The organism is Afipia sp. MLSD5-FHT05B12 (assembly GCF_058793355.1).
Map to the genome: position 1 here is coordinate 1 of NZ_JBXAFS010000003.1, position 24,753 is coordinate 24,753.

General features: G+C 61.4%; 27 protein-coding genes. 10 read left to right on the plus strand and 17 right to left on the minus strand.

The features are described from left to right. The first annotated feature begins 379 nt into the window (after window positions 1–379). Both AC1Q6J_RS04585 and AC1Q6J_RS04590 read left to right on the plus strand, forming a co-directional pair. Window positions 380–943: an RDD family protein gene (locus AC1Q6J_RS04585; protein ID WP_492278165.1), complete on the plus strand. Its 564-nt coding sequence runs from the start codon at window positions 380–382 to the stop codon at window positions 941–943. A 168-nt stretch (window positions 944–1,111) separates the two neighbouring features. Further along, window positions 1,112–1,888, plus strand: a complete 777-nt coding sequence (locus AC1Q6J_RS04590) for an arginyltransferase (RefSeq protein WP_492278166.1) — start codon at window positions 1,112–1,114, stop codon at window positions 1,886–1,888. 147 nt (window positions 1,889–2,035) lie between these two features. On the opposite strand, the gene AC1Q6J_RS04595 is transcribed toward AC1Q6J_RS04590, so the two are convergent. Next, window positions 2,036–2,662, minus strand: a complete 627-nt coding sequence (locus AC1Q6J_RS04595) for an FMN-dependent NADH-azoreductase (protein WP_492278167.1) — start codon at window positions 2,660–2,662, stop codon at window positions 2,036–2,038. A gap of 101 nt (window positions 2,663–2,763) precedes the next feature. Here AC1Q6J_RS04595 and AC1Q6J_RS04600 point away from each other — a divergent pair, with 101 nt between their 5' ends. Further along, on the plus strand, window positions 2,764–3,162 hold the full coding sequence (locus AC1Q6J_RS04600) for a winged helix-turn-helix transcriptional regulator (protein WP_492278168.1): 399 nt from the start codon (window positions 2,764–2,766) through the stop codon (window positions 3,160–3,162). A gap of 6 nt (window positions 3,163–3,168) precedes the next feature. Here AC1Q6J_RS04600 and AC1Q6J_RS04605 read toward each other — a convergent pair whose 3' ends face one another. Then, window positions 3,169–4,539, minus strand: a complete 1,371-nt coding sequence (locus AC1Q6J_RS04605; protein WP_492278169.1) for an Nramp family divalent metal transporter — start codon at window positions 4,537–4,539, stop codon at window positions 3,169–3,171. A gap of 149 nt (window positions 4,540–4,688) precedes the next feature. Between AC1Q6J_RS04605 and AC1Q6J_RS04610 the strand changes: the two genes are divergently transcribed. Then, window positions 4,689–5,090, plus strand: coding sequence for a RidA family protein (locus AC1Q6J_RS04610; RefSeq protein WP_492278170.1), 402 nt, complete (start codon window positions 4,689–4,691; stop codon window positions 5,088–5,090). A 28-nt stretch (window positions 5,091–5,118) separates the two neighbouring features. On the opposite strand, the gene tsaA is transcribed toward AC1Q6J_RS04610, so the two are convergent. Continuing rightward, window positions 5,119–5,610 (minus strand): tRNA (N6-threonylcarbamoyladenosine(37)-N6)-methyltransferase TrmO, encoded by a 492-nt coding sequence (tsaA, locus tag AC1Q6J_RS04615; protein WP_492278171.1) that lies wholly within the window; start codon window positions 5,608–5,610, stop codon window positions 5,119–5,121. A gap of 150 nt (window positions 5,611–5,760) precedes the next feature. Between tsaA and AC1Q6J_RS04620 the strand changes: the two genes are divergently transcribed. Continuing rightward, the gene (locus AC1Q6J_RS04620; protein WP_492278172.1) at window positions 5,761–6,366 is read left to right on the plus strand and encodes a sll1863 family stress response protein; all 606 of its coding nucleotides are present in this window, start codon (window positions 5,761–5,763) and stop codon (window positions 6,364–6,366) included. 62 nt (window positions 6,367–6,428) lie between these two features. Here AC1Q6J_RS04620 and parC read toward each other — a convergent pair whose 3' ends face one another. Further along, window positions 6,429–8,681, minus strand: a complete 2,253-nt coding sequence (gene parC / locus AC1Q6J_RS04625) for a DNA topoisomerase IV subunit A (RefSeq protein WP_492278173.1) — start codon at window positions 8,679–8,681, stop codon at window positions 6,429–6,431. Window positions 8,682–8,873: 192 nt separating this feature from the next. Here parC and AC1Q6J_RS04630 point away from each other — a divergent pair, with 192 nt between their 5' ends. Next, a complete protein-coding gene (locus AC1Q6J_RS04630) occupies window positions 8,874–9,158 on the plus strand; it encodes a hypothetical protein (RefSeq protein ID WP_492278174.1) in 285 nt (94 codons plus the stop codon). Between the two features lie 54 nt (window positions 9,159–9,212). On the opposite strand, the gene recO is transcribed toward AC1Q6J_RS04630, so the two are convergent. The 9 genes from recO to rpoZ all read right to left on the minus strand — a co-directional run bounded on the left by recO (window position 9,213) and on the right by rpoZ (window position 17,201). Further along, on the minus strand, window positions 9,213–9,962 hold the full coding sequence (gene recO / locus AC1Q6J_RS04635; protein ID WP_492278175.1) for a DNA repair protein RecO: 750 nt from the start codon (window positions 9,960–9,962) through the stop codon (window positions 9,213–9,215). Between the two features lie 58 nt (window positions 9,963–10,020). Continuing rightward, window positions 10,021–10,419 carry a hypothetical protein gene (locus AC1Q6J_RS04640; protein WP_492278176.1) on the minus strand — a complete coding sequence of 133 codons (399 nt, stop codon included), beginning with the start codon at window positions 10,417–10,419 and terminating at the stop codon, window positions 10,021–10,023. A gap of 18 nt (window positions 10,420–10,437) precedes the next feature. Then, window positions 10,438–11,364 carry a GTPase Era gene (era, locus tag AC1Q6J_RS04645; protein ID WP_492278177.1) on the minus strand — a complete coding sequence of 309 codons (927 nt, stop codon included), beginning with the start codon at window positions 11,362–11,364 and terminating at the stop codon, window positions 10,438–10,440. Then, on the minus strand, window positions 11,357–12,163 hold the full coding sequence (gene rnc, locus AC1Q6J_RS04650) for a ribonuclease III (protein ID WP_492278178.1): 807 nt from the start codon (window positions 12,161–12,163) through the stop codon (window positions 11,357–11,359). Before rnc ends, era begins: the two co-directional genes overlap by 8 nt. Continuing rightward, window positions 12,160–12,918, minus strand: coding sequence for a signal peptidase I (gene lepB / locus AC1Q6J_RS04655; RefSeq protein ID WP_492278179.1), 759 nt, complete (start codon window positions 12,916–12,918; stop codon window positions 12,160–12,162). Before lepB ends, rnc begins: the two co-directional genes overlap by 4 nt. A 207-nt stretch (window positions 12,919–13,125) precedes the next feature. Further along, a complete protein-coding gene (gene acpS / locus AC1Q6J_RS04660; protein ID WP_492278180.1) occupies window positions 13,126–13,545 on the minus strand; it encodes a holo-ACP synthase in 420 nt (139 codons plus the stop codon). Continuing rightward, a complete protein-coding gene (locus AC1Q6J_RS04665) occupies window positions 13,542–14,312 on the minus strand; it encodes a pyridoxine 5'-phosphate synthase (RefSeq protein WP_492278181.1) in 771 nt (256 codons plus the stop codon). Before AC1Q6J_RS04665 ends, acpS begins: the two co-directional genes overlap by 4 nt. Before the next feature lie 36 nt (window positions 14,313–14,348). Then, complete coding sequence (locus AC1Q6J_RS04670; protein ID WP_492278182.1) at window positions 14,349–16,628, minus strand: RelA/SpoT family protein; 2,280 nt, start codon at window positions 16,626–16,628, stop codon at window positions 14,349–14,351. A 180-nt stretch (window positions 16,629–16,808) separates the two neighbouring features. Further along, a complete protein-coding gene (rpoZ, locus tag AC1Q6J_RS04675; RefSeq protein ID WP_006020886.1) occupies window positions 16,809–17,201 on the minus strand; it encodes a DNA-directed RNA polymerase subunit omega in 393 nt (130 codons plus the stop codon). A 347-nt stretch (window positions 17,202–17,548) separates the two neighbouring features. Between rpoZ and AC1Q6J_RS04680 the strand changes: the two genes are divergently transcribed. Both AC1Q6J_RS04680 and AC1Q6J_RS04685 read left to right on the plus strand, forming a co-directional pair. Beyond that, window positions 17,549–18,190: a LabA-like NYN domain-containing protein gene (locus AC1Q6J_RS04680; protein ID WP_492278183.1), complete on the plus strand. Its 642-nt coding sequence runs from the start codon at window positions 17,549–17,551 to the stop codon at window positions 18,188–18,190. A gap of 126 nt (window positions 18,191–18,316) precedes the next feature. Then, on the plus strand, window positions 18,317–19,042 hold the full coding sequence (locus AC1Q6J_RS04685) for a uracil-DNA glycosylase (protein WP_492278184.1): 726 nt from the start codon (window positions 18,317–18,319) through the stop codon (window positions 19,040–19,042). On the opposite strand, the gene AC1Q6J_RS04690 is transcribed toward AC1Q6J_RS04685, so the two are convergent. The 4 genes from AC1Q6J_RS04690 to dapA form a co-directional block, all read right to left on the minus strand. Continuing rightward, entirely contained in the window at window positions 19,039–19,614 is a 576-nt protein-coding gene (locus tag AC1Q6J_RS04690; protein ID WP_492278185.1) for a peroxiredoxin, read from the minus strand. The genes AC1Q6J_RS04685 and AC1Q6J_RS04690 overlap by 4 nt on opposite strands. Before the next feature lie 61 nt (window positions 19,615–19,675). Further along, window positions 19,676–20,149: an SsrA-binding protein SmpB gene (gene smpB, locus AC1Q6J_RS04695; protein ID WP_492278186.1), complete on the minus strand. Its 474-nt coding sequence runs from the start codon at window positions 20,147–20,149 to the stop codon at window positions 19,676–19,678. Window positions 20,150–20,270: 121 nt separating this feature from the next. Continuing rightward, entirely contained in the window at window positions 20,271–20,684 is a 414-nt protein-coding gene (gene mscL, locus AC1Q6J_RS04700) for a large conductance mechanosensitive channel protein MscL (RefSeq protein WP_492278187.1), read from the minus strand. A gap of 24 nt (window positions 20,685–20,708) precedes the next feature. Next, window positions 20,709–21,599 (minus strand): 4-hydroxy-tetrahydrodipicolinate synthase, encoded by an 891-nt coding sequence (dapA, locus tag AC1Q6J_RS04705; RefSeq protein ID WP_492278188.1) that lies wholly within the window; start codon window positions 21,597–21,599, stop codon window positions 20,709–20,711. A 714-nt stretch (window positions 21,600–22,313) separates the two neighbouring features. On the opposite strand from dapA, the gene AC1Q6J_RS04710 reads away from it, so the two are divergent. Together AC1Q6J_RS04710 and AC1Q6J_RS04715 are read left to right on the plus strand one after the other, a co-directional pair. Next, on the plus strand, window positions 22,314–24,203 hold the full coding sequence (locus AC1Q6J_RS04710; protein ID WP_492278602.1) for a lytic transglycosylase domain-containing protein: 1,890 nt from the start codon (window positions 22,314–22,316) through the stop codon (window positions 24,201–24,203). A gap of 239 nt (window positions 24,204–24,442) precedes the next feature. Next, the gene (locus AC1Q6J_RS04715) at window positions 24,443–24,748 is read left to right on the plus strand and encodes a GIY-YIG nuclease family protein (RefSeq protein WP_492278189.1); all 306 of its coding nucleotides are present in this window, start codon (window positions 24,443–24,445) and stop codon (window positions 24,746–24,748) included. The last annotated feature ends 5 nt before the right edge of the window (window positions 24,749–24,753 follow it).

The following is a 24,753-nucleotide window of genomic DNA, read 5'->3' on the forward strand; positions in this document are numbered from 1 at the left end:
TCCCCACAAGGGGGAGGGATAAGAACCGCTTGCGCGGGGACGACATCGAAAAAAATCGCGAAGCCGGACCCGTAGGCGAGCACAACACCCACGATCGTCATCACCGGGCATAGCCGTTCGAAGAACGGCGTTCTAAAGAACGCCTATGACCCGGCCATCCACGTCCTGCTTGGGAATGTCGAGATAGGTCGTGGATGGCCGGGTCATCCCCGATCAAGCCGAGGACAGGCGCCCGGCCATGACGATCTATAGTTACGGGATTCCGGCAGCCAAACTATCTTTTTCTCCATGTGAGCCTAAGCCGCCTTGCGCCCGCCATCTGGCGGGGCCATGTGCGCAGCGAGCGGCTCCGGGCAAATGGCCGCTGAGGAGGGGTTTCATGTCTGACACGAGAAACACTGGCGGCGGGACATCAGGTGCGACCTGGCGCAACAATCCATCGGCCAGCGCCCGCGCACAGCAGGCCTATGACCCGTGGTTGCAGCCCGAGCTGTTTCGCGGCGTGCTGACCAGGCGGGTCTTCGCGTTTCTGATCGATCTCGTGATCCTGTCGATCCCGATCATCCTCGCGGTCATCTTCGTCACCCTGTTCGGCATCGTGACGCTGGGCCTGGGCTGGTTCCTGTTCTGGCTGATCTCGCCGTTCTCGGTGATCTGGGCCCTGCTCTATTACGGCATGTCGCTGGGCGGGCCGAATGGCGCCACGGTGGGCATGCGGATGATGGACATCGAGATGCGGACCTGGACCGGCGAGCGGCCTTACTTCATCCTCGGTGCCGTTCACGCCGTCCTTTACTGGGTGTCGGTCTCGTTCCTGAGCCCGCTGGTGCTGCTGGTCGGACTGTTCAACGGCCGCCGCCGGCTGCTGCATGACGTCGTACTCGGCACGGTCTTCATCAACAGCAACGTCCAGCCTTCGACGGTCCAGACGACCCGCGTCTAGAGACCCCGGAATCCGGGCAGATCACATCCGCGTGGTCTGCCCGTGTGCCGTGAACAACCTGAAAGCCGCGTCATACCTGCCGTGGCGCGTTCAAATCTGTTGACCCCCGGGCCTCCCCGGCGCGATGCTGTGGAGGGAATCGCGCAGACCGGAGACACACGGCCACACGTGACACAACACTCGCGCAATACGCCGCAATTTTACCTGACGGCGCCCTCGCCCTGCCCCTATCTCGAGGGAAAGCAGGAACGCAAAGTGTTCACGCATCTTGTTGGCGACAAGGCCGGCGAGCTGAACGATCTCCTCACTCATGGCGGGTTCCGCCGCAGCCAGTCCATTGCCTACCGCCCCGCCTGCGACCAGTGCCGCGCCTGCGTTTCGGTGCGCGTCGTCGCCAACGAATTCCGCCCGTCGCGTAACTTCCGCAAAATCCAGGTGCGCAACGCCGACATCGTCAGCGAACTGCGCACGGCGGTGCCGACCTCGGAACAGTATTCGGTGTTCCGCGCCTATCTTGACGCCCGCCATCGCGATGGCGGCATGGCGGACATGACCGTCCTCGATTATGCGATGATGGTCGAAGACAGTCACGTCTCCACCCGCATCATCGAGTACCGCCGGCGCACCGCCGACAGCGGCATTACCGGCAAAGGCGGCAACCTGATCGCCGTGGCGCTGACCGACATCCTCAGCGACGGATTGTCGATGGTCTATTCGTTCTTCGAGCCCGGCGAGGAAAGCCGCTCGATGGGCACGTTCATGATCCTCGATCACATCGCCCGCGCGCGGCGGCTCGGTCTGCCTTACGTCTATCTCGGCTACTGGATCGAGGGCTCGCGGAAGATGGACTACAAGGCCCGCTTCCTGCCGCAGCAGCGCCTCGCGCCCAGCGGCTGGCTCCGCGTTGATGCCACCAACTCGCAGGCGCTCGAGCCGCAGGATTAGACCCACTTCCGCCGTCATTCCGGGATGCGCCGCTTGGCGCAGACCCGGAATCCAGAGCTGTAGAAACTCGTCGCGGCGGTGGATTCCGGGTTCGCGCCAAAACGCGCGCCCCGGAATGACAGCAAAGCGTTCAATCGATCGTCAATGTCACGCAGCCTGAAGCGAAGCCGGCTTCAATGCGCCCGCTGCTTGCAACGCTTCGGCGACCGCTTTTTCGCGCTGCTCGGGGCTGACACTGACGCCGTCGGCGGTGATGATTTCGACATCGGTGAGACCAAGGAAACCGAAGACCCACCGCAGATAGGTTTCCAGATGCTCGCCTGCCGCAATCGGCATACCTGCACCGTAGAAATTTCCGCGTGTGACGATAACGATGACGCGTTTACCGCGCACAAGACCTTCGACGCCCTTCTCCGAGTAGGTGAAAGTCTTTCCTGCGACGAGTATCCGATCGATCCATGCCTTGAGCTGGGTCGGGACGGAAAAGTTGTACATCGGCGCTCCGATGACAATGATGTCGGTCGCGAGGAATTCGTCCAGCGCGGCAGTACTGGCAGCGATGTCGGCGCGCACGGCGGACGTGTCCGGTGTCGCACCGCGAAGAGCGGCAAAATGTTCTTCGTCCAGATGCGCGAGCGGCTGGGCGCTAAGGTCGCGATAGGTCACGTCGAGGCCGGGCGTTGTCTCGCGCAGGCGCTCGACGGCCGCAGCCGAGAGTTGGCGGGAGATGGAATTGCCGCCAAGAATGCTGGCGTCGATATGGAGCAGCTTCATAGGTTCCCCTTTAGCTCTAGTATCAGATTGATACCTGGACACTAATGGTGACCTTTGATAGACCGTGCAAGACGGCACATTTCTTGAACCTGAGCACAGCTATGGAACCCGCGCACACCAATGTAACTGCCTCGCCCGAGCGCCATTTGCCTCGGGATTGCACCGCTGTCGGATCGATCCTGTCGCGGATCGGCGACAAATGGAGCGTGCTGGTGATCATGCTGCTGGGCGAAGGACCGCGACGCTTCAACGAGATCAAGCGCATGGTCGGCGGCATCTCGCAGCGGATGCTGACGCTCACGCTGAGAGGCCTGGAACGCGACGGACTCGTGACGCGGACAATCTTTCCGACCATTCCGCCGCGGGTCGACTATGAACTCACCGAACTCGGCCATTCGCTCAAAGAACCGGTGGAGCATCTCGGCTCATGGGCCTTCGCGCATTTGCCGGAGATCCAGTCCGCGCGCGAACGCTTCGATCAAAATTCAAAAGACAAATAAGCGCGATCAGCCCGTCACGAAATCGACCAGCAGTTTCACGTTGAGCGCGATCACGACGGCTGCGATGACCACAGCGATCAGCGATAGCCATCGCGGGGCGACGAACGTGCCCATCTTTGCCTTGCTTGCTGTGAACATCACCAGCGGCACGATGGCGAACGGCAATTGCAGGCTCAGCACCACCTGACTGAGAATGAGCAACTGCGCGGTGCCCTTCTCGCCGTACCAGATCGTCACGATGGCCGCCGGCACGATGGCGATGGCGCGCGTCACCAGACGCCGCATCCACGGCGCGATCTTGATGTTGATGAAGCCTTCCATCACGATCTGGCCGGACAGTGTTGCCGTCACCGTCGAATTCAAGCCGCAGCACAACAGCGCAATTCCGAACAGCGTCGGCGCCAGCGTGGAACCGAGCAAAGGCGACAGAAACGCATGCGCCTGATCGAGTTCGGCGACGTCGGTCTTACCCACCTTGTGAAACGTTGCAGCAGCAAGAATGAGGATCGATGCATTGATCAGCAGCGCTAGGCACAGTGCGATGGTGGAATCGATGGTCGCGAGCGTGATCGCTTCCCTCTTTTCCGGCACGGTGTCGCCATAACCGCGTGTCTGTACCAAACCGGAATGCAGATAGAGATTGTGCGGCATCACCGTCGCGCCGAGAATACCGAGCGCGAGGTAGAGCATGTCGCGATTGGCGACGATATCGACGGTCGGTGCGAAGCCGCGGATCACCGCGCCCCAGTCGGGATCGGCCATCGCGATCTGCACCGCGAAGCACGCAGCGATAACGCCGAGCAATGCGACCACGAAGGCTTCGATCCAGCGGAAGCCGATCGCCTGCAATGCAAGAATGAGGAACACGTCGGCCGCAGTGATCAGCACGCCGATCTCGAGCGGAATGCCGAACAGCAGATTGAGGCCAATCGCAGTGCCGATGATCTCCGCAAGATCGGTCGCGCTGATGGCTATTTCCGCCAGCAGCCACAGCGGCCATGACACCCACTTCGGATAGGCGTCGCGGCAAGCCTGCGCGAGATCGCGACCCGAGCCGACGCCGAGCCGCGCGCACAGCGCCTGAAGCACAATGGCCATGATGTTGGAGATCAGCGCAACGGCGAGCAGCGCGTAGCCGAATTTGGAACCGCCCGCGAGCGAGGTCGCCCAATTGCCGGGGTCCATATAGCCGACGGCGACCAGATAGCCCGGCCCCAGAAAGGCGGCGAGCTTGCGCCAGAATGAGCCACCCTTGGCGATCCGGATCGACGCGAACACGTTCGCAAGGGACGGCTCGCCGCGCGGCGTCCGCCATCCTCCCGGCACAGGCGGGGTGGAAGCCTGGTCAGGCGGCAGTGACGGTGATCGTGCGTCCATACCGCTAATATGCATGGCGCAGACGCTAGTTGCAAGTGATTTGCAACAGCGAATACGTGATGCAACGTCAGGTTCGGCGTCAAAAAATTGCCATTCAGGGGTCAGCGCCGTCCTGTAGTCTTGCCCAAGAAAACGGAGGTAACCACCGAATGGGAAAGCTCGAACATCCGCACCCAACAGGACTTTTGCAAAACCCGGCCTACTCCCAGGTCGTCGTGGCCTCGGGAACGCGCACGATTTACATCTCCGGCCAGGTCGCACTTGATGAACAGGGCGCGATTGTCGGTGCCGGAGATCTATCTGCGCAGACCACTCAGGTGATGAAAAACATCGGCCTGGCCCTCGCCGCGGCCAACGCGAGTTTCGCAGACGTGGTGAAAATCACGACCTATGTCGTCGACTATCGGCCCGAACACCGCGCGATCATTGGAAAGGCGCGATCGCCTTTTTTCCCGAACATGCCGCCGCCTGCCAGCACGCTCGTCGGCGTGACCGCCCTTGCGGCACCTGAATGGTTGATCGAGATCGAAGCGATCGCTGTGACCGGCTGAGACAGCAGAACGCATTCTGGATCGAAGTTTAACCCGTCTCGAAATCACCCGGCTGCGGTGGCGCGACCGGCGTGAACTGGCAGCGGTCTGGTTTGAGATCGACCAGCGGCGTGCCGTCGAGACAATCGAGCCCACGCACCAGAACAGTGTTGCCCTCGATGCCGACGAGTTTGGCTACTGAAGTGCCGAGCGGATTGGGACGCACCGGCGATCGCAAGGAAAATGTGCCGTGCGTATTTGAGTCACTCGCCGGACTTTGCAGAACGAGGTCGCGGCGTGACTGGTGCAGCCAGTAAATCACTTCGACCTGTGTAAACCTGTCGAGACCCTTCAGCGCCGGCACCCATGGATCGAAAATCTCGATCTTGCAGATCGGGCCGTCGTGCTTGCCCTGACGCGGTGTCACCAGCCTGTCAGTCCATGGCGTGCGAATCCGGCCGATGAACACGAGCCCCGCATCGGTCGGCGGCGGCGGATCAACGGCAACCTCACCTTCGCGGATTTCGTTGTAACGAACCAATGGCGCACTCTTTCAGAAGAACCGGATACCCACAGCGAAGCATGAGGCATTTCACCTCACGCCGCCATGTCATTGTTTGATCCAAAGCAATCTGCCGCGAGACCGATATCCTATCATGCGTTATTCAACATGAAGCAGGAGAGCTCGCAGATGTCTATGCAAAGCAGCATCCATCCTTATTTCAACTGGGCTAAGGAGCGGCTCGACGAGATGGACGCCACGCTGGCCTCGCTGGAAGGCAAAGTCGGCGAGGTACAGGCCGATGCGCGGACGAAAGCCGATACCATCGTCGCCGACTTACAAAAGAAGCGCGACGACTTCCAGGCCGCTGTCAAAAAGCAGTCGCAGGTTAACGAAACAGCTTGGGCGAGCGCGAAGGCACAACTGGAAACCGACTGGAATGCCTTCGAAGTCGAGGTCAAAAAATACGTCGAGAACTTCGGCAGGCAGATCGAACAACAGAAGGCCATCTTCGCCCTTCAATCCGCCGCCCAACTGAAAGCCTGGCATGAAACTGCGGACAGATTTGCCATCGCGGCCAAGGAATTCGCTGCCGGGCGGCGCGGCGAAATCGACACAGTCGTGCAGCGCATGAAAACCGATGCCGCCGCGGCAGAGCAAACCCTTCAGAAGCTGACGGAGGCCGGGAACCAGTCATGGACCGCACTGACCGCAGCTCTGAACGAAACGCGCGCGGCCTTCGATCGCGCCGATCAGGCGTCGCGGGAAGCCTTCAAGAAAGCGACTGCCGCCTAACCGGCGCATGCTTGCGGCGTCATTCCGGGGTGCAGGAGCCCTGCGAATGACGCCGACGCCGCCTATTCAACGCCCTTGCCGAACCTGTTCGACTTCGGAAAACCATGCGCCAGGCGGCCGGCATCGGCGCGGTTGCCGCGCCAATCGGCGAGTTCTTTCCAGGTCGAACTCTGATCGCGTCCGGCCGAGTCCTTCCAGGCCATGCCGTCCTTGGCGGTGAAGGTCATCACGTCCGACAATTTTCCGCCGCTGTACTTCTGCAAGCGCACGCCGCGTCCGCGCGCCATTTCAGGCACCTGCTCGAGCGGGAAAATCACCATCTTGTGGTTGGTGCCGATCACCGCGACGGTGTCGCCGCTCACGGTCGTGATCGCCACGGCCTCATTGGGGGCGGTGACATTGAGAACCTGTTTGCCCTTGCGGGTATTGGCCACGCAGTCGTCCTCGTTGACGACAAAGCCCTGCCCGTCGCCGCTGGCCACGAGGAACTTCCGGCCGCTCTTCTGCACGAACATCGAAACGATGTTGGCATCGCCTTCCATGTCGATGGTCATGCGGATCGGATCGCCGTGGCCGCGCCCGCCCGGCAGCTTCTGCGCATCGAGCGTGTAGAAACGCCCGTTTGTCGCGAACAGCGTCAGCTTCGATGTACTCTCCGCGAAGAACGCAAAGCCGAGACTGTCGTCGGTCTTGAAGGCGAGATTCGACATATCCTCGACGTGGCCTTTGAGCGTGCGCACCCAGCCCTTGTCGGACACCACCACCGTGATCGGCTCGCGCTCGATCAGCGCTTCCTCGATGGCGGCGAGATCATGCTCAGGCGCGTCCGCAAACTGCGTGCGGCGCTTGCCGAGCGGCGTCTTGGGGCCGAAGGTATCACGCACCTTCTTCACCTGCTCGCCGACCTTCTTCCACTGCTCTTCCTCGGAAGCCAGAACGCCCTTGATGCCCTTCAACTCGTTGCGAAGATCCTTGTCCTCGCCGCGGATTTCCATTTCCTCGAGCTTGCGCAAGTTGCGCAACCGCATATTGAGAATGGAATCGGCCTGAAGATCGGTGAGCTTGAATGTCTTGATAAGTACCGGCTTCGGCTCGTCTTCGGTGCGGATGATCTTGATGACCTTGTCGAGGTTGAGATAGGCGATCAGATAGCCGCCCAGCACCTCGAGGCGATGCTCGATCTGGTTCTTGCGATAGTTGGCGCGGCGCACGAGGACATCGCGCAGATGGTCGAGCCATTCGCGCAGGCATTCGGCGAGGCCCAGCACCTTCGGCACCCGGCCCTTCACCAGCACGTTGAGGTTCAGCGGAATCTTGCTTTCAAGCTCGGTCTGCTTGAACAGCGTTTCCATCAACACTTCAGGATCGACGTTGCGCGACTTCGGCTCGATGACAATGCGCACGTCTTCCGCCGACTCGTCACGGATGTCGCCGACCAGCAGCAGCTTCTTTTCGTTGAGCAGTTCGGCAATGCGCTCGATCAGGCGCGATTTCTGCACCAGCCACGGGATTTCCGTAACGACGATGTTCCAGGTGCCGCGCGCGCCCTCTTCCTGAGCCCACTTCGCGCGCACGCGGAACGAACCGCGCCCGGTCGTGTAGGCTTCGGCGATGCTTTCGTGGGAATCGACCACGATGCCGCCGGTCGGAAAATCCGGGCCCTTCACATATTTCAGAAGGCCGCGCGATTTGGTGTTCGGCTTGTCGATCAGGTGCAGCGCCGCGTCGCAAAGCTCCGCCGCGTTGTGCGGCGGGATCGAGGTCGCCATGCCCACCGCGATGCCCTGCGCGCCATTGGCGAGCAGGTTCGGGAACGCGCCCGGCAACACGAACGGCTCTTTCGACTGGCCGTCGTAGTTGGGACGGAATTCAACCGCGTCCTCGTCGATCCCTTCCAGCAGCAGCCGCGCGACTTCCGTCATGCGCGCTTCGGTGTAGCGATAGGCAGCCGGATTATCGCCGTCGATGTTGCCGAAGTTGCCCTGCCCGTCCACCAGCGGATAGCGCGAGGAGAAATCCTGCGCGAGGCGCACCAGTGCATCGTAGATCGACTGGTCGCCGTGCGGATGGAACGAGCCCATCACGTCGCCGACGATCTTGGCGGATTTCTTGAACGGCGTACCGGGGTCGAGCCGCAGCAGCCGCATGCCGTAAAGGATGCGGCGATGAACTGGCTTCAGGCCGTCGCGTGCGTCCGGCAGCGCCCGGTGCATGATGGTCGAGAGCGCATAGGCGAGATAGCGCTCCTCGAGCGCCTCGCGGAGTGCGACCTCCTGAACGTCCATTGGCTCCGGTGGAATCAGTCTTTTGCCCATGGCAAGGGGTTAACGTCCCCCGGCAAATTGAACAACAAATGAATTAGGCGGACATCACCTGTTCGTAATTGTTCCGCCATATTTTACCCCGCTACATCATGCGGATAGGTCTGGGTATGGGTCTGCCCGGGCCTTCCTGGTCAGCCGGCAACCGAACAGGCGAGCCGGCAACAGACCCCGGAGGGAACTGGAATGCGTCGTTTTGTTTTGGCGGCTGTGGCCGCGTTGGCACTCATCGGCGCCGGCCTGATTGCCGGAAGCCGGGCCGAGGCCATGCCGCTCGCCGGCGGTCTGGCCGGGGTTGCTACCGGACAGGCTGAAACCGTCGCAGTGGTCTGCAACCCGGTCTGGAACGGCTACGCTTGGGTGCGCACCTGCTATCGGACCGCCCCGCGCTATTACGCGCCGCGTCCCTATTACGGTTATGGCTACGGCGGATACTATCGCCCCCGCGCGCGTTACTATCGCTATTATTGATTTCGGATTTGTCGATAAGCAGCAAACGGGCCGGAGCAATCCGGCCCGTTTTGTTTACTCGGCAGCCGCTCGCACGCGCGGCCGCGTCACCGCGGCGATAAAGCCGTCCCGCGCATCCGAATGGCCCTGTCCGCGCGGCTCCAGCACATTGCGCAGCAGGAACAGCCCGGTGAGCCGGAAGCCGTCCTCGATGTCCTGCCCGGACCAGCCGTTGGTCCCGGCATCGCTCTCGCGCAGGAACGGCGGCAACCGCAACAGCCGGTCGCGCCATGGTTCGCCCGCCTGCCGCGAGACCGCGGCGCCCGACTTCGGCGAAACATAAACCAGATCGTTCACGGTTCCGCTCGCGGCGCAGGACGACAGGTCGAGGCCGAAGCCAAGCTCGGTCAGCATCGCCAGTTCGAACTTCACCAGTTGCACACCCGCCGTGCTTACATCGTCGAAATCGTTGAGAATGGATTCCAGCATCTCGTAGATATCTTCATGCGGATCCCGCTCAGGCAGCAGCCGCACCAGCGAGGCCATGTGCGTCACGCCGTAGACCGCATGCGGCGATCCGAACATCGTGGCCGCGCGCAGCCGTGTACCCTCCACCGCGTAGTATCCGAGATGTTCGTCCAGGCGCGCGCGCCAGACCGCGCTCACCGTGTTGCCGGGCTGAAGCAGCGGACGCATCCGCGAGCCCGCGCCACCGCGCACCAGCCCCAGATGGCGGCCATGGCTGCGCGTCAGCAGTTCGACGATGGCGCTGGATTCGCCATGCCGCCGCACGCCCAGAACAATGCCTTCGTCAGTCCATTCCATGACTGAAGCTTACAGGATTCTGGGCTTATCCGCAGCAACATGGCTGCGCATGGCGCGCTTATTCCGGCTGCCGGAACCAGTCCTTGGCATCGCCAGTAAATGAAAATGACAGTCCCACGGCCGTCAGCGCCGTCGAAACAATGTCAACGAATGTGCTGAATTGTAGTCCGGTTTCGCCCATCGTCGTGACAATGGACGCCGCCGACAACATCAGCGCCACGACCAGGATCATCCGCGCCCAGCTCTTGCGCCGATGCGCCGCGAGCCAGACAAGCTGGACAAATCCGAGCGTCATCATGACGGCGATGAAATTGACGGCCAGCTTCGTCGACTCGGTAACGTCGTCAGGCATGCGATCCAGAAAGGCAGCCGACAGCACATCGATCAACAGCGACAGATACAGCAGCACCTCGAAATAGAAGATATTGGTCGGCACCTTGACGTCGGGTCCGGTCATTCCTCGATCATTCCTCGACTATTCTTTGGGAAACTCCAGACCCATCTCCCGATAACGCTCCGGGTCGTCGCCCCAGCCGTCGCGCACCTTCACGAACAGGAACAAATGCACCGGCTGGCCGACGATCTCCGCGATCTCCTTGCGGGAATCCGCGCCGATCGCCTTGATCGTCGCCCCGCCCTTGCCGAGTACGATCTTGCGCTGGCTGTCGCGCTCCACATAGATCGTCTGCTCGATCCGCACCGACTTGTCCTTGCGGTCGGTCCAGGAGTCGGTTTCGACGGTGGACTGATACGGCAATTCCTGATGCAGATGACGGTAGATTTTCTCTCGCGTGATTTCCGCCGCGAGATGCCGCAGCGGCGCATCCGACATCTGGTCTTCGGGATAGTGAAACGGTCCCGGCGGCACGTCTCTCGCCAGAGCGCGGCGCAGATCGTCAACGCCGTCGCCCGACAGCGCGGAGACCATGAAGGTCTGGGTGAATTCGAGGCGCTCGTTGGCCTTCTGCGCCAGCGCGAGAAGCTTTTCGCGCGGCACCAGGTCGATCTTGTTCAGTACAAGGATTTTCGGATGATTGACCGCCGACAGCCTGGTCAGGATCGCGTCGGCCTCGTCGTCGATACCGGCGCGGGCATCCAGCAGCACGCACACGAGATCGGCGTCATGCGCACCGCTCCACGCGGTCGACACCATGGCGCGATCAAGCCGGCGTTTAGGTGCGAAGATACCCGGCGTATCGACGAGAATGATCTGGGCGTTGTCTTCGATCACGATGCCGCGGATCAGCGCACGGGTGGTCTGCACCTTCTTCGAGACGATCGTGACCTTCGATCCGACCAGCGCATTGACCAGCGTCGACTTGCCGACATTCGGCGCGCCGATCAGCGCGACGAAACCGCAGCGCGTCTCGCGGGATGGATTCTTCTGCAGTTCGTCAGGCATCATTACCGCCCGTTACGCCTTCCCGCTTCAGCAACGCCGTCGCCGCAAGCTTCTCTGCGGCGCGCTTGCTGCCGCCGACACCTTCCGCCGGGGTCAGTCCCGGCAACTCCACAGCTACACGAAACTGAGGATCGTGATGCGGTCCGGTGCGTTCGACCTCGCGATAGACCGGCGTCGGCAGGCCCTTGCCCTGCGCCCATTCCTGCAGAATCGTTTTCGGATCGCGCAGCGGACGCACCGGCTTGCGCATCCGCTCGGTCCAGTTGCGCTCGACGAACTGCGCCGCCGCCGCATAGCCGCCGTCGAGGAACACGGCGCCGATCACTGCTTCGCAGATATCGCCCAGCACCGAATTGCGCAACCGTGCCCCGGCACCCGCGCCCACCGATCCGAGCTTGATGGCTTCGTCCAGCCCGAGCGCCTTGGCGACATCGGCGCAGGCCTCGCGGCGCACCAGATCGGCAAGACGCTTGGACAATTCGCCCTCATCCGCCTTCGGAAATGCCCGATAGAGCATGTCGGAAACGATGAGGCCCAAAACGTGATCGCCGAGGAATTCCAGCCGCTGATAGCTGTCGCCGCGGCGCGCGGACTTCAAGGCCGAGACATGGGTGAAAGCGGTCGCCAACAGCGCGGGATCCGCGAACGTGTGCCCGATGCGCTCTTCGATAATCTTCGCGGCGGCCTTCGCGCTCGGCCTGCGCGCCTTTTTCTTCTCAGGCTTGATCTCCACGGCGCCAGCACTCGCGGCGGCGTCCGTACTGAGCGGAGTTTTGACGATTGCGGGATCGCCGCTCATCGCACAATGGAGAAAATGCGATTCCAGCGCACCGAAACCGGCCAGCGCCAGAACTGCCAGGCCTGTTCGCCCTCGGCAATGGAGAAGAAAATCATCTGCGCACGGCCAATCAGGTTTTCGGACGGCACATAGCCCACCGCCGACAGGACCCGGCTGTCGGTGGAATTGTCGCGGTTGTCGCCCATCATGAAGAAGTGACCGGGCGGCACCGTGTAGACATTGGTGTTGTCGTAGAATCCATTATCGACGCAATCGAGCGACTTGTAGGTCACGCCGTTGGGTAGCGTTTCCTTCCACTGCTTGACGCGCGCCGTAGCGTCCGAGCCGCACGGATCCTCGCCGACGAAGTCCGGGAGCCGCTCGCGCTCCACCGGCTTGTCGTTGATATAGAGCAGCCCTTCCTTCATCTGGATGCGGTCGCCCGGCAATCCGATGACGCGCTTGATGTAATCGGTGGTGTCATCCTTCGGCAGACGGAACACGACGATGTCGCCGCGCGCGGGATCGGAGCCGAAAATGCGGCCAGAGAAGAGCCGCGGCGACAGCGGGATCGAATAGTGGCTGTAGCCGTAAGAGTATTTCGAGACGAAAAGGTAGTCGCCGACCAGCAGCGTCGCCTTCATCGATCCCGACGGAATGTTGAAAGGCTGAAACAGGAAGGTCCGGATCACCAGCGCGATAATGAGCGCGTGAATGACGACGCGAACGGTCTCGCCGACGCCGCCTTCGGATTTGGCCGGTGTTGTCACACTCATCTGCTCTTTCGAATCCTGGTTTTTCATGCCTCGGAACTGGACCTTTTGTGCCCGTCGGAGGCGAAGACGCCGCCCAAATCACCCGCGCGGGTTTTAGACCGTTGTCGCAAGGGGTGCAATCAACGGGCTCATGAAAACTTGCTAATCGTCTGACAGTTCAGTGAATTTTAGATTTTTGGGCTGTTCGGAACCTTGGCCCAGGGCTGTTCAGGCTTTCGCCGCAGGGACAGCCGAAATGATGACAAACGCCTGCGCCAGCGGCCAGTCATCCGTGATTGTGAGGTCGATCCGCGCCTCAAAGCCCGGAGGGATCAGGGATTCGAGCCGCGCCAGCGCCCCGCCTGTCAGTTTCATGGTGGGCCGCCCTCCGGCCAGATTGACCACGCCCATATCGCGCCACCAGACGCCGTGCCGGATGCCGGTGCCGAGCGCCTTCGAGCAGGCCTCCTTGGCGGCGAACCGCTTGGCATAGGTCGCCCACACCATTTTCGATACCTTGGAGCGTCGCTCGGCCTTGGCCCGCTCCGCCACCGTGAAAATGCGATCGATAAAACGGTCGCCGTGACGGCCGATCACCTTCTCGATCCGCGTGATGTCGATGATGTCCGACCCGATGCCGATGATCATAGGGCGTGTGCCCGCAGGGTCTTGCGGCCGCGGTCCATCGCCGCGCGCATATCGCGAACGGTTTGCGGCAGGCCGACGAATATCGCCTCACCCATCATGAAGTGTCCGATGTTGAGCTCGACGATCTGCGGCAGCGCCGAGATCGTTTCAGCCGTCACGTAATCGAGGCCATGCCCGGCGTGAACTTCAAGTCCTGCGGATTGGGCGAGCTTGGCGCCTGCGACAATGCGCTGCCATTCGGCTTCGGCTTTTTGTTTTTGCCTCTCGACCACGGCGTCGCACCACGCGCCGACGTGAATCTCGATCACGGGCGATTTCAGTTTGGCCGCCATCTCGATCTGGGCCGGGTCGGCAGCGATGAACAAGGAAACGCGAATTCCGGCGTCGCTCAATCGCGCGATGAAAGGACCGAGCGCGTCGCGCTGCCCGATCACATCCAGCCCGCCCTCGGTCGTCACTTCAGTGCGCCGCTCAGGTACAAGGCACGCCGCATGCGGCTTTGTCGCAAGCGCGATTTGCAGCATCTCGGCCGTCGCCGCCATCTCAAAATTCAGCGGCTTGGAGATTCCGGCTTTCAGCCGCGCCATGTCATCGTCGCGGATATGGCGGCGATCCTCACGCAGATGCGCGGTGATGCCGTCCGCCCCTGCCTCGATCGCGAGCAGCGCAGCGCGCACCGGATCCGGCGCGCGTCCGCCGCGCGCATTGCGCAGGGTGGCAACATGATCGACATTGACCCCGAGACGCAGCGGCGGAATTGCGGGCATGGGAAACCTGGGCGACGTGATTAACGGGTGATGCGATTAGCCGTTGATGCGATCAACACTGGCGACGACCGCCTTGGCGCGAAGCTGAGCGATAATACCGTTCAAATGTTTCAGGTCATAGACCTCAAGATCAATGGTGAGCTCTGTGAAATCCGGAGAGCGGCGGCTCATGCTGATATTGTCGATGTTGCCGTCATGTTCCGCGATCACCGACGCGACCTGGGCCAGGCTGCCCGGCTCGTTTACGTTCTGCACATGCAGCCGCGCCGGGAAACGCCGTGGCGTTGCTTCATCGGTGTCCCACCGGACGTCGAGCCAGCGTTCCGGCTCTTCCTCGAAATCCTTCAGCGCCGGCGACTGGATCGGATAGATCGTGATGCCCTCGCCCGGCGTCACAATGCCGACGATGCGATCACCGGGCACGGCGCCGCCGTTCGGCGCGAACTTCACCGGCAGATCGCTGTTGATGCCGCGGATCGGAATCGCGCTCGACGCCTTGGCGTCGCCTGACGGTTTGGGCTTCGCACCGGCCGCTTTCTTGCCGCTGAGACGCGCCTCTTCCTTGTAATCCGGATACATCGCGCGTGCGACGTCCGATGCCTTCATCTCGCCGCGTCCAACCGCAGCCATCACGTCGTCGATAGACGCCCGCGCGAGGCGCGGAAGCGCGCCCTTCAGCTTGTCATCCGCGTAGACGATCTTGGCCCGCACGAACAGGCGCTCGACAATACGCCGTCCGAGGCCCGCATACTGATCGCGCACGGCAGTGCGGGTGGCGCGGCGGATCGCGGCCTTGGCTTTGCCGGTGACGGCAAGCGATTCCCATGCCGTCGGCGGCGCCGATTGCGCCTGCGACGTGAGGACTTCCACTTCGTCGCCGTTCTGCAATTCGGATGACAGCGGCGCGAACTTGCCGTTGATCTTGCAGCCAACGGCGCTGTTGCCGACGTCGGTATGCACCGCGTAAGCAAAGTCGATCACATTGGCATGACGCGGCAGCGCGATCAGCTTTCCCTTCGGCGTGAAGCAGAACACCTGATCGTGGAACAGCTCCATCTTGGTGTGTTCGAGGAATTCTTCCGGGTTGGCGCTTTCCGACAGAACCTCGACGGTGTGACGCAGCCACGCGAACGCGTTGGACTCCAGCTTGAGCCGCTCAGTCGGCGAACCAACGCCATCCTTATAGATGGCATGAGCCGCGATGCCGTACTCATTGACGCGGTTCATCTCCTCGGTACGGATTTGCAGCTCGACGCGCTGCTTGCCGGGACCTATCACCGTGGTGTGGATCGAACGATAGTCGTTCTGCTTGGGCGTCGAGATGTAATCCTTGAACCGTCCCGGTACCACCGGCCACGTCGTATGCACGATGCCGACCGTGCGATAGACCTCCGCGATGCTGTTGACGATGATGCGAAACCCGAAGATGTCGGACAACTGCTCGAAGCCGACGGACTTCCGCTCCATCTTCATCCAGATCGAGAACGGCTGCTTGCGGCGGCCTTTCACCTGAGCGTTGACACCGTTCTTGGCGAGCTTGGCGGAAAGCTGGGCTTCAATTTCACCGATGAGATTGCGATCACGCTCCTCGAGCGCATCCAGCCGTTGAACGACCACGGCGTGGGCGTCAGGATCGATTACCTTGAACGACAGGTCTTCGAGCTCTTCCCGCATTTCCTGCATACCCATGCGGCCGGCGAGCGGCGCATAGATGTCGAGGGTCTCTTCCGCGATCCGGTGGCGCGATGCCGGCGGCACGAATTCCAGCGTCCGCATGTTATGCAGCCGGTCGGCCAGCTTGATGAGCAACACGCGCACATCGTCGGCGATCGCCAGTAGCAGCTTGCGCAGGTTCTCGGCCTGCTTTGCTTCGCGCGACACCAGTTCGAGCCGCTTCAGCTTGGTCAGTCCCTCCACCAGCGCACCAATCTCCTGACCGAACATCTGGTCGATTTCGGAGCGGGTCGATTCGGTGTCCTCGATGGTGTCGTGAAGCAGCGCCGCGACAATTGTGGCGTCGTCCAGCTTCAGATTGGTGAGGATCGCGGCGACCTCGAGGGGGTGCGAAAAGTACGGGTCGCCCGAAGCGCGTTTCTGCTCGCCATGGGCCATCATGGCGTAGACATAGGCCCGGTTGAGCAGGTCTTCGTCGGTGTTCGGATTATAGGCGCGGACCCGGTCCACCAGGTCGTACTGGCGCATCATTTTGGTCCGAACGGGCTTCTTGACCGGCAACGGCGGGGGCGCCGCTGGAGCCGCTGCGGCCGTTTCGCTCGCCGCTTGCATTTGGGGCTGATTTCGCCGCCAGATCGCCATTCCGCTTGCCTGCCTTATGGACGGCCCTCGAAAAAGGAACCGTCATTCACAATATCGCCGGTTATTCGATAATCGCAAGGAAGACGCTAAAAATGTCAATAAATGCAAAGGCCCGGGCAATCCGCCCGGGCCTTAACGTCAAAACGGCGTCAGACGCCGGAAAAGTCAGCGGGGAAAGCTTTACTCGTCTTCCTCGGGCTGCTCCTCGGGGGGAGCAAGGCCTTCCAGACCCTTCAAAAGCTCTTCTTCCGTCATGCGCTCGACGGCTACTTCGGTGTCGTCGGCGTCAACGGAGGCGCCTGCCGAGCCGATCAGCGGCACAGTATCGGGTTCCGGCTCGTCCACTTCGACGAATTTCTGGAGGGAATGGACCAGTTCTTCCCGCAAATCCTCGGGAGAAATGGTCGTATCAGCGATTTCACGTAGCGAAACCACCGGATTCTTGTCATTATCCCGGTCGATGGTCAGGGGCGACCCTGAGGAGATCATCCGCGCACGGTGTGCGGCCAGCAATACGAGGTCGAACCGGTTGTCGACCTTATCGATACAATCTTCAACAGTGACGCGCGCCATAGGCTGCCGCTCCGGGTCTGGATCTGAAAATATGTCGCTATGCGCGCTAGGTATAGCGACCAGCGCCTTTCCGCAAGCATGAATTTCAGAATGATCTGAAAAACGCAGCTGCTGGAATGGGCCCGCCAGAGCATAGCTGAGGGTCAATTAGTCCCATGGACAAGAAATCGCTTCATTGCTTCACCACGTTGTGCCGCGATCTGCGTTGCTTCCCCGGTCGCGCGGAATATTTGCGTCCTTTATCCTCTCTAAACCTTCTGGCGAATAACAACTGAATTGAATGGGAATGCGCGGTGATGGATACGCGCCAAGAATACATACGATAACAACGATGCGAGAAAAAACTGATGCCTTCTGCCACGAACAAGATCGCGCTGTTTATTGACGGTGCAAACCTTTACGCAACAGCGAAGACCCTTGGTTTCGACATAGATTATAAGCGGCTGCTCCTTGAATTTCAGAGTCGTGGCACTCTCGTTCGGGCCTTCTATTACACCGCAATCATCGAAGATCAGGAATACTCATCGATCCGGCCGCTGATCGATTGGCTCGATTACAATGGCTATACCGTCGTCACCAAGGCGACGAAGGAATTCATCGATGCTTCCGGCCGCCGCAAGGTCAAGGGCAACATGGATATCGAGCTTGCCGTCGACGCCATGGAGCTCGCGGAACACATCGATCAGATGGTGCTGTTCTCGGGCGATGGCGATTTCCGCTCGCTGGTCGAGGCCGTGCAGCGCCGCGGCGTGCGGGTCACGGTGGTTTCCACGATCGCCAGCCAGCCCCCGATGATCGCCGACGAATTGCGCCGCCAGGCGGATGTCTTTACGGATCTGGTTCAGCTACAATCCAAGCTTGGCCGCGATCCGAGCGAGCGCCCTGCTCCTCGTGAACCGCGCGAACCTCGTCAGCACACGCCGCAGTTCCTGCAGCGGGCGACGACCAGCTCAATGGCGCCAAGGGGCGATGACGAATTCGACGATTGAGCAGAAAACCGGTGGTTCCAAATCTGACATTCGCGTTCCGCTTCGGCCAGTTTTGATGCGAATGTCAGAATCGAAGGACCACCGGCAAAATACCGATTGTCGTGAAGCTTTGGATTTGACGTTCGCATGAAGCGCTCGCGGCAAACAGGATGCGAACGTCAAATCCGCTTCACGCACGAGAGCCGGCGCAACAGTGCCGGCCCTTCCTCTTCCGTTTCAGGACAGTCGAACGAACCCGGCCCGGATTGCCCTCTCTGCCCCCGCCTGAAAGACTATCGTGATGCCAACCGCGCGCAGCATCCGCATTGGTTCAACGCACCTGTCTACTCTTTTGGGCCAGTCGACGCGCAGCTTCTGATCGTAGGGCTCGCGCCCGGTCTTCAGGGGGCCAACCGCACGGGGCGACCCTTCACCGGGGATTTTGCCGGCGATCTTCTTTACGGGACTCTCGTCGAGATCGGTTTTGCGCGAGGCTCATACGAGGCCCGCCCCGACGACGGGCTGACGCTGATCGATTGCCGCATCACCAATGCCGTGCGCTGTGTGCCGCCGCAGAACAAACCCCTGCCCGCCGAAATCAAAGCCTGCCGGCCGTTCTTCAATGCAACGCTGGACGAGATGCCGCGCCTGCGTGCCATCGTCATGCTGGGCCGAGTGGCACACGATACAACGCTGAAGACGCTCGGCGTTCGCGCCGCCGATGCGCCATTTGCCCACGGCGCACAGCATCAGGCAGGCGCTCTTCGGCTGTTCGATAGTTACCACTGCTCGCGCTACAATACGAACACGCGCGTTCTCACACCCGAGATGTTCAAGGCGGTATTTGCCAGCGTACAGGGCTATCTGGGCTAGCGCGGATTGGCCCGCAGCCATGCCAGCACGTCGCCCGCGTTCCGGTCCGGCGGAAACACCGGATAGAACACGTGGGTAATCGTCGCGTCGTCGATGATTAGGGCGAGCCGCTTGATCAGCGTCAGTCCGGCAACGTCCATTGACGGCAGCTTGAGCGCGCGCGTCAAAGCGAGGTCGCTGTCCGACAGAACCTGGAACGGCACGTGCAGCCGCTCGACCATGTCACGCTGATAGGTGCTGTCCTGGGTGGAAATCCCGAATACGTACTGGGCGCCCGCATCTTTCAGATCCTTGAACAGATCGCGGAAGGCACAGGTCTGCGGCGTGCAGCCCCGCGCGCCGGGGATCATGTCCCAGTCATCGACGAGGCCGATCTTGCCGGGCTCTCCCGTGCGCGGATAGGCGAACAGCACCACCCGCCCCGGTAGCGCCGCCAGCTTGACCGGCGATCCATCGGTGGCCGGCAACACAACGGGCGGCATTTTCATGCCGATCAGATGCTTCGCTGCGCCGTCGTCAACAGGCGCCGGGATCTTGCTCCAGTCCACGTCCATCAGGTTCGGCTGGTTCATCACGCTATCCTTTACCTTCTGGAGGATGAGTTGTCCGGAAACCGCGTCGCGCTTTTCGGCGTCAACCTCGCGCCCTCAGCAGACGGCCCTTCTCGCGCGCCCAGTCGCGCTTCTTCTCGGTGTCGCGCTTGTCGTGCAGCTTCTTGCCCTTCGCGAGAGCCAGTTGAAGCTTCACCTTACCGTGCTCGTTGAAGTACATCTTGAGCGGAATGAGCGTCATTCCCTCGCGTTCGATCGCGCCGATCAGCTTGTTGATCTGTTTCTTGTGTAACAGCAGTTTGCGGTCCCGCTTCGGTTCATGATTGAAGCGGTTGGCTTGCAGGTATTCCGGGATATTGGCGTTGACGAGCCAGATCTCGCCGCCCCTGGAGTCCGCATAGGACTCCGCAATCGTGGTCTTGCCATTACGCGTCGATTTGACCTCGGTACCGGTCAGCACGATGCCCGCCTCGACGGTATCCTCGATGGCATAGTTGAACCGCGCCTTACGGTTCTCGGCGATGACCTTGATCGTGGGTTCTTTCTTCTCGGCCATCAGGTGCCTCGGTGCGTTTACACGCGAAAAATACGGCTCGCGTGAAAACGCAATCCTTCAGTACGGCCTGACGGCGCCGGGAGCTTGCCCGTCAGAGTATCTGCTGGTGACAGATAGTGATTTATTTCGCTTTCAGAAGATCGCGGATTTCGGTCAGCAGTTCCTGATCTTTCGTCGGCTTCGCTGACGCAGGCGCGGCTTCTTCTTTCGCCTTGAGGCGATTCATGAGCCGGATCACCATGAACAGCACGAACGCCACGATCAGGAAATTCAGCGTCAGGGTGAGGAAGCTGCCCCATGCCAGCACCGCGCCCTGTTTCTTGGCGTCGGCGAGATTGGTTGCCGTGACCGACTTGGACAGCCCGGTGAAGTAATTCGAGAAATCGAGCCCGCCGGTGATCGCGCCAATAATCGGCATGATGATGTCCGCCACCATAGAGGTCACGATGGCCCCGAACGCCGCGCCGATGATGACGCCGACAGCGAGATCGACGACGTTGCCTTTCAGGGCAAATTTCTTGAACTCCTCAAGCATCGGCTCATTCCCTTTCCAGGATCGTCAGTTGAGCAATCCGGCATACACCATCGCATCGTGGATGACCTTGCCGGTCGGCGGCGTCACCGGCACCAGCGGCAGGCGCACCTCTTCATGCACACGGCCCAGCAGCTTGAGGCCATGCTTGGCACCCGCAAGACCCGGCTCCTTGAAGATCGCGTCATGCAGCGGAGTCAGCCGGTCCTGAATCTTGAGCGCGGCCGCATAGTCTCCCTTCAACACGGCCACCATCAGGTCCGCGCATTGCTTCGGCGCCACGTTGGCGACGACCGAGATGCAGCCGTGGCCGCCCGCGGCCATATAAGCGAGCGCCGTAATGTCCTCGCCCGAGAGCTGGATGAAATCCGGTCCCATCGCGTGGCGTTGCTGCGACACGCGCGCGAGATTGGCGGTGGCATCCTTCACGCCGGCGATGTTCTTCAGCTCGAACAGCCTTGTCATCGTCTCGACCGACAGATCGACGACCGAACGCGGCGGGATGTTGTAGATGATGATCGGAATCCCGATCGCATCGTTCACCGCCTTGAAGTGATGATACATCCCCTCCTGCGTCGGCTTGTTGTAGTAGGGCGTCACCACCAGCACGGCATCGGCGCCCGCCTTCTCGGCGTGCTTCGCCAGAGCCACGGCTTCCCGCGTCGAGTTCGAGCCAGCGCCGGCGATGACGGGCACGCGGCCCTTGGCCTCCGCGACGCACCACTCGGTGACCTGGTTGTGTTCTTCGTGGCTCAGGGTCGGGCTTTCACCGGTGGTTCCGACCGGAACCAGACCGTGCGAACCCTGCTCGATCTGCCAGTTCACAAGCTCACGCAGGCCGCCCTCGTCCAATGCTCCGTTTTTGAACGGCGTAACCAAGGCGGTAAGGGACCCCCTGAAATTCGTCTTGGTTGCCATTGTCTGTCTCCGAACGCACCGCAATGTTGCGATTTATGGTTGATTGATAACGAGTCCCGGAACGCGATGAAAGTCCCGGAGACCCGGCCGGGCACCTGGAACACCCCGCATCAGCCGCGATTTTGCCGCGGTGTTGCGGCATTGTGCCTGTTCTAACACATTTGATGTTTTGTCCACATATTCAATGAACTACACCTAGTGGAGCGGATTTGACATTCGCGGCCCACTCGGCCTCAAACTCGCATCGCGAATGTCAAATCCAAAGCTCCACTAGTAACTTACAATGCTAGTGGTCCTTCGATTTTAACATTCGCAAAATCGGCTGCGGCAACGGGATGCGAATGTTAAAATCGGACCACTAGGCGAAGGCACTTGAATGATTCGCCGCATAGGCCGCCCGTGACCCCATTTGCTCCTTCATCTGCGGGATCAGCCCGATTGGCACGCTGGACTGCCGCCGTGCTTGGCGCGGGCGCGATTACGCTGGCTTCGTATGCCGCGTCCGCCGTTCCTCTGCCGAAGCCCCGGCCGATTTCCCGCCAGGTGACGCCGCAAACCGCACCCGCCAAACCGGATCAGCAAAAGGCCCCCTCGTCCGCGAAAGCCGTTCCGGCCGCGCCCGCGCCGAAAGCTTTGGCTGCGCGCCCTGCTCCGCCCCGAAAGCCGTCCGTGGCCCTGGCGCTGTCCAGCACATCATCCACGTCGAAGGCCGACATGGATACGCTCGAGCAGATCATTGAGCTCGTGCGTAAACGGAAGCCGGCCGATGCCACGCAGCTTCAGGCCTCGCTCTCCGATCCCGTTGCGCGCAAGCTTGCCGAGTGGATGATCCTGCGCAGCGACGACAATGGTGCGCCTGTTGAACGATACCGCGACTTCCTTGCCGAAAATCCGAGCTGGCCAAGTCAGACATTCCTGCGGCGGCGTGGCGAAGCCGCGCTATGGGACGACAAGCGCGACGATTCCGTGGTCCTCGCGTTCTTCAACGGCGAACAGCCGATCTCCGCCAAGGGCCGGTTCATGCTCGCGCGCGCGCTGCTGGCCCGCGGCGACCGCGCGAGCGCCGAACGGCTGGTGCGTGAAGCGTGGCGCGGCGATCCGTTTTCTTCGGATACCGAAGACACCGCGTTTGAGCGGTTCGGTACGCTGCTGGCGCCGGGCGACATCAAGGTCCGGATGGATATGCTGCTCTATAGCGGCGACAACGCGGAAGCCGGGTTGCGCTCCGCCCGGCGATTAGGAAGCGGTCATGTCGCGCTGGCGAAGGCGCGCTCCGCCCTCAACAAGAAGGCCTCGAACGCGAAGGCCTTGCTCGATGCAGTCCCAGGCGACCTGCACAACGATCCGCTCTACCTTTTCAGCAAGGCGCAATGGCTGCGGCGCGAGGACAAATTCCAGGAAGCCGCGCGCGCCATGCAGGCCGCGCCCCGCGATCCGGCACGGCTGGTCAACGCGGACGAATGGTGGATCGAGCGGCGTCTGCTGGCGCGCAAGCTGCTCGATACCAACGAGCCGCGCCTCGCCTATGCGGTCGCACGCGATGCGTCGCTGCCTGCGCGCGACATCTACAAGACTGAGCAGGAGTTCACCGCGGGCTGGATCGCGCTTCGATTCCTGAACGACCCAAATCTCGCGGCCCAGCATTTCGCGCGCATCGGGGTCGGCAGCGTCAATCCGACGGCGCTGGCCCGCGCCGGGTACTGGCAGGGCCGCGCGGCGGAAGCCGCCGGGCGCTCGCAGGAGGCGCGCAATGCCTATGAGGCTGCGGCGGCACAATCCACCAGCTATTATGGGCAGCTTGCGCGGGCCAAGCTCGGACTGCCGCAGATTGCGCTGAACGGCGTGCCCGGCCGTTCGCGCGGCGGCGAGCGGCTGGAGATTGTCCGCGCTGTCGAACTTCTCTACGCACTGGATGAACGTGAGATCGCCGTCCCTATTCTCGCCGACATGGGCGAGCGCGCCGACATGGACGGCCTGCTCGCGCTCTGCGAACTGACCCACCGTCACAACGATGCGCGAGGCATGCTGCTGGTCGGAAAGGCCGCGCTGAATCGCGGCATGCCGTTCGATCACTATGCGTATCCGGTGATCGGCATCCCCCCCTACAAGGACTTCGGACCCGAGGTCGAGAAGGCGATCGTTTTCGCCATCGCCCGGCAGGAAAGCGCGTTCAATCCCTCCGTGGTGTCCCCCGCCCAGGCTTATGGCCTGATGCAGGTCACGCCTGCCGCCGGCAAATACGTCGCCAAGCGGCACGGCGCGACGTTCGACCTCGCCAGGCTGAAGACCGACCCCGCCTACAACGCGGCGTTTGGCGCCGCCGAACTCGGTGGCCTGATCGAGGATTACCGCGGCTCCTACATCATGACCTTCGCCGGCTACAACGCCGGGCGCGGCAGTGTCCGCAAGTGGATCGAGCGCTACGGCGATCCGCGCGATCCGAAGGTCGATGCGGTTGACTGGGTCGAGAAGATTCCGTTCTCCGAGACCCGCAACTACGTCCAGCGCATCATGGAGAACCTGCAGGTCTACCGCTCACGGTTCGGCGGCGGCAGCAAGCTGCTGATCGAAGCCGATTTGCGCCGCGGCGCGGGTGTGGAATAGGCCCCAACGTCCTGAATCCGAAGTTCGCCTCATTTTGCAGCACGCTCTGTAGCGAACTTCGGATTCAAAAGGACGCTGGCAGTTATAATTCTAGTGTGGTTTTGGTTCGCAAGTCCGCAAAAGAGTGAGCCGCAGAAATGCTACGGACTTGCGAACCACCACACTAGGTATTGACGTTCGCCGTTTGGCGCCGTCATCCTGAGGTGCGAGTACTTGCGAGCCTCGAAGGATGGCGGCGAATGGGAGCATATGTTGATATCCTCCTTTGTGCAGACGGCTCGTTCTATGTCGGGTCTGCCACCGGCGAAGACCTTTCAGAACGCATTGATCAGCATAATCATGGTCATTTTCCCGGCTATACAAGGTCACGCCGACCGGTGCGGCTGATGTGGTCGCAGGACTTCGACCGGATTACGGACGCTATTGCGGCTGAGAGGCAAGTCAAAGGCTGGGGCCGCGCAAAGAAAGAGGCGTTGATCCGATCCGACTGGGACTCTGTTCGAGGCCTCGCGCGTCGTCGCGCAGGACAGCAGAAACTGGAATAAATATC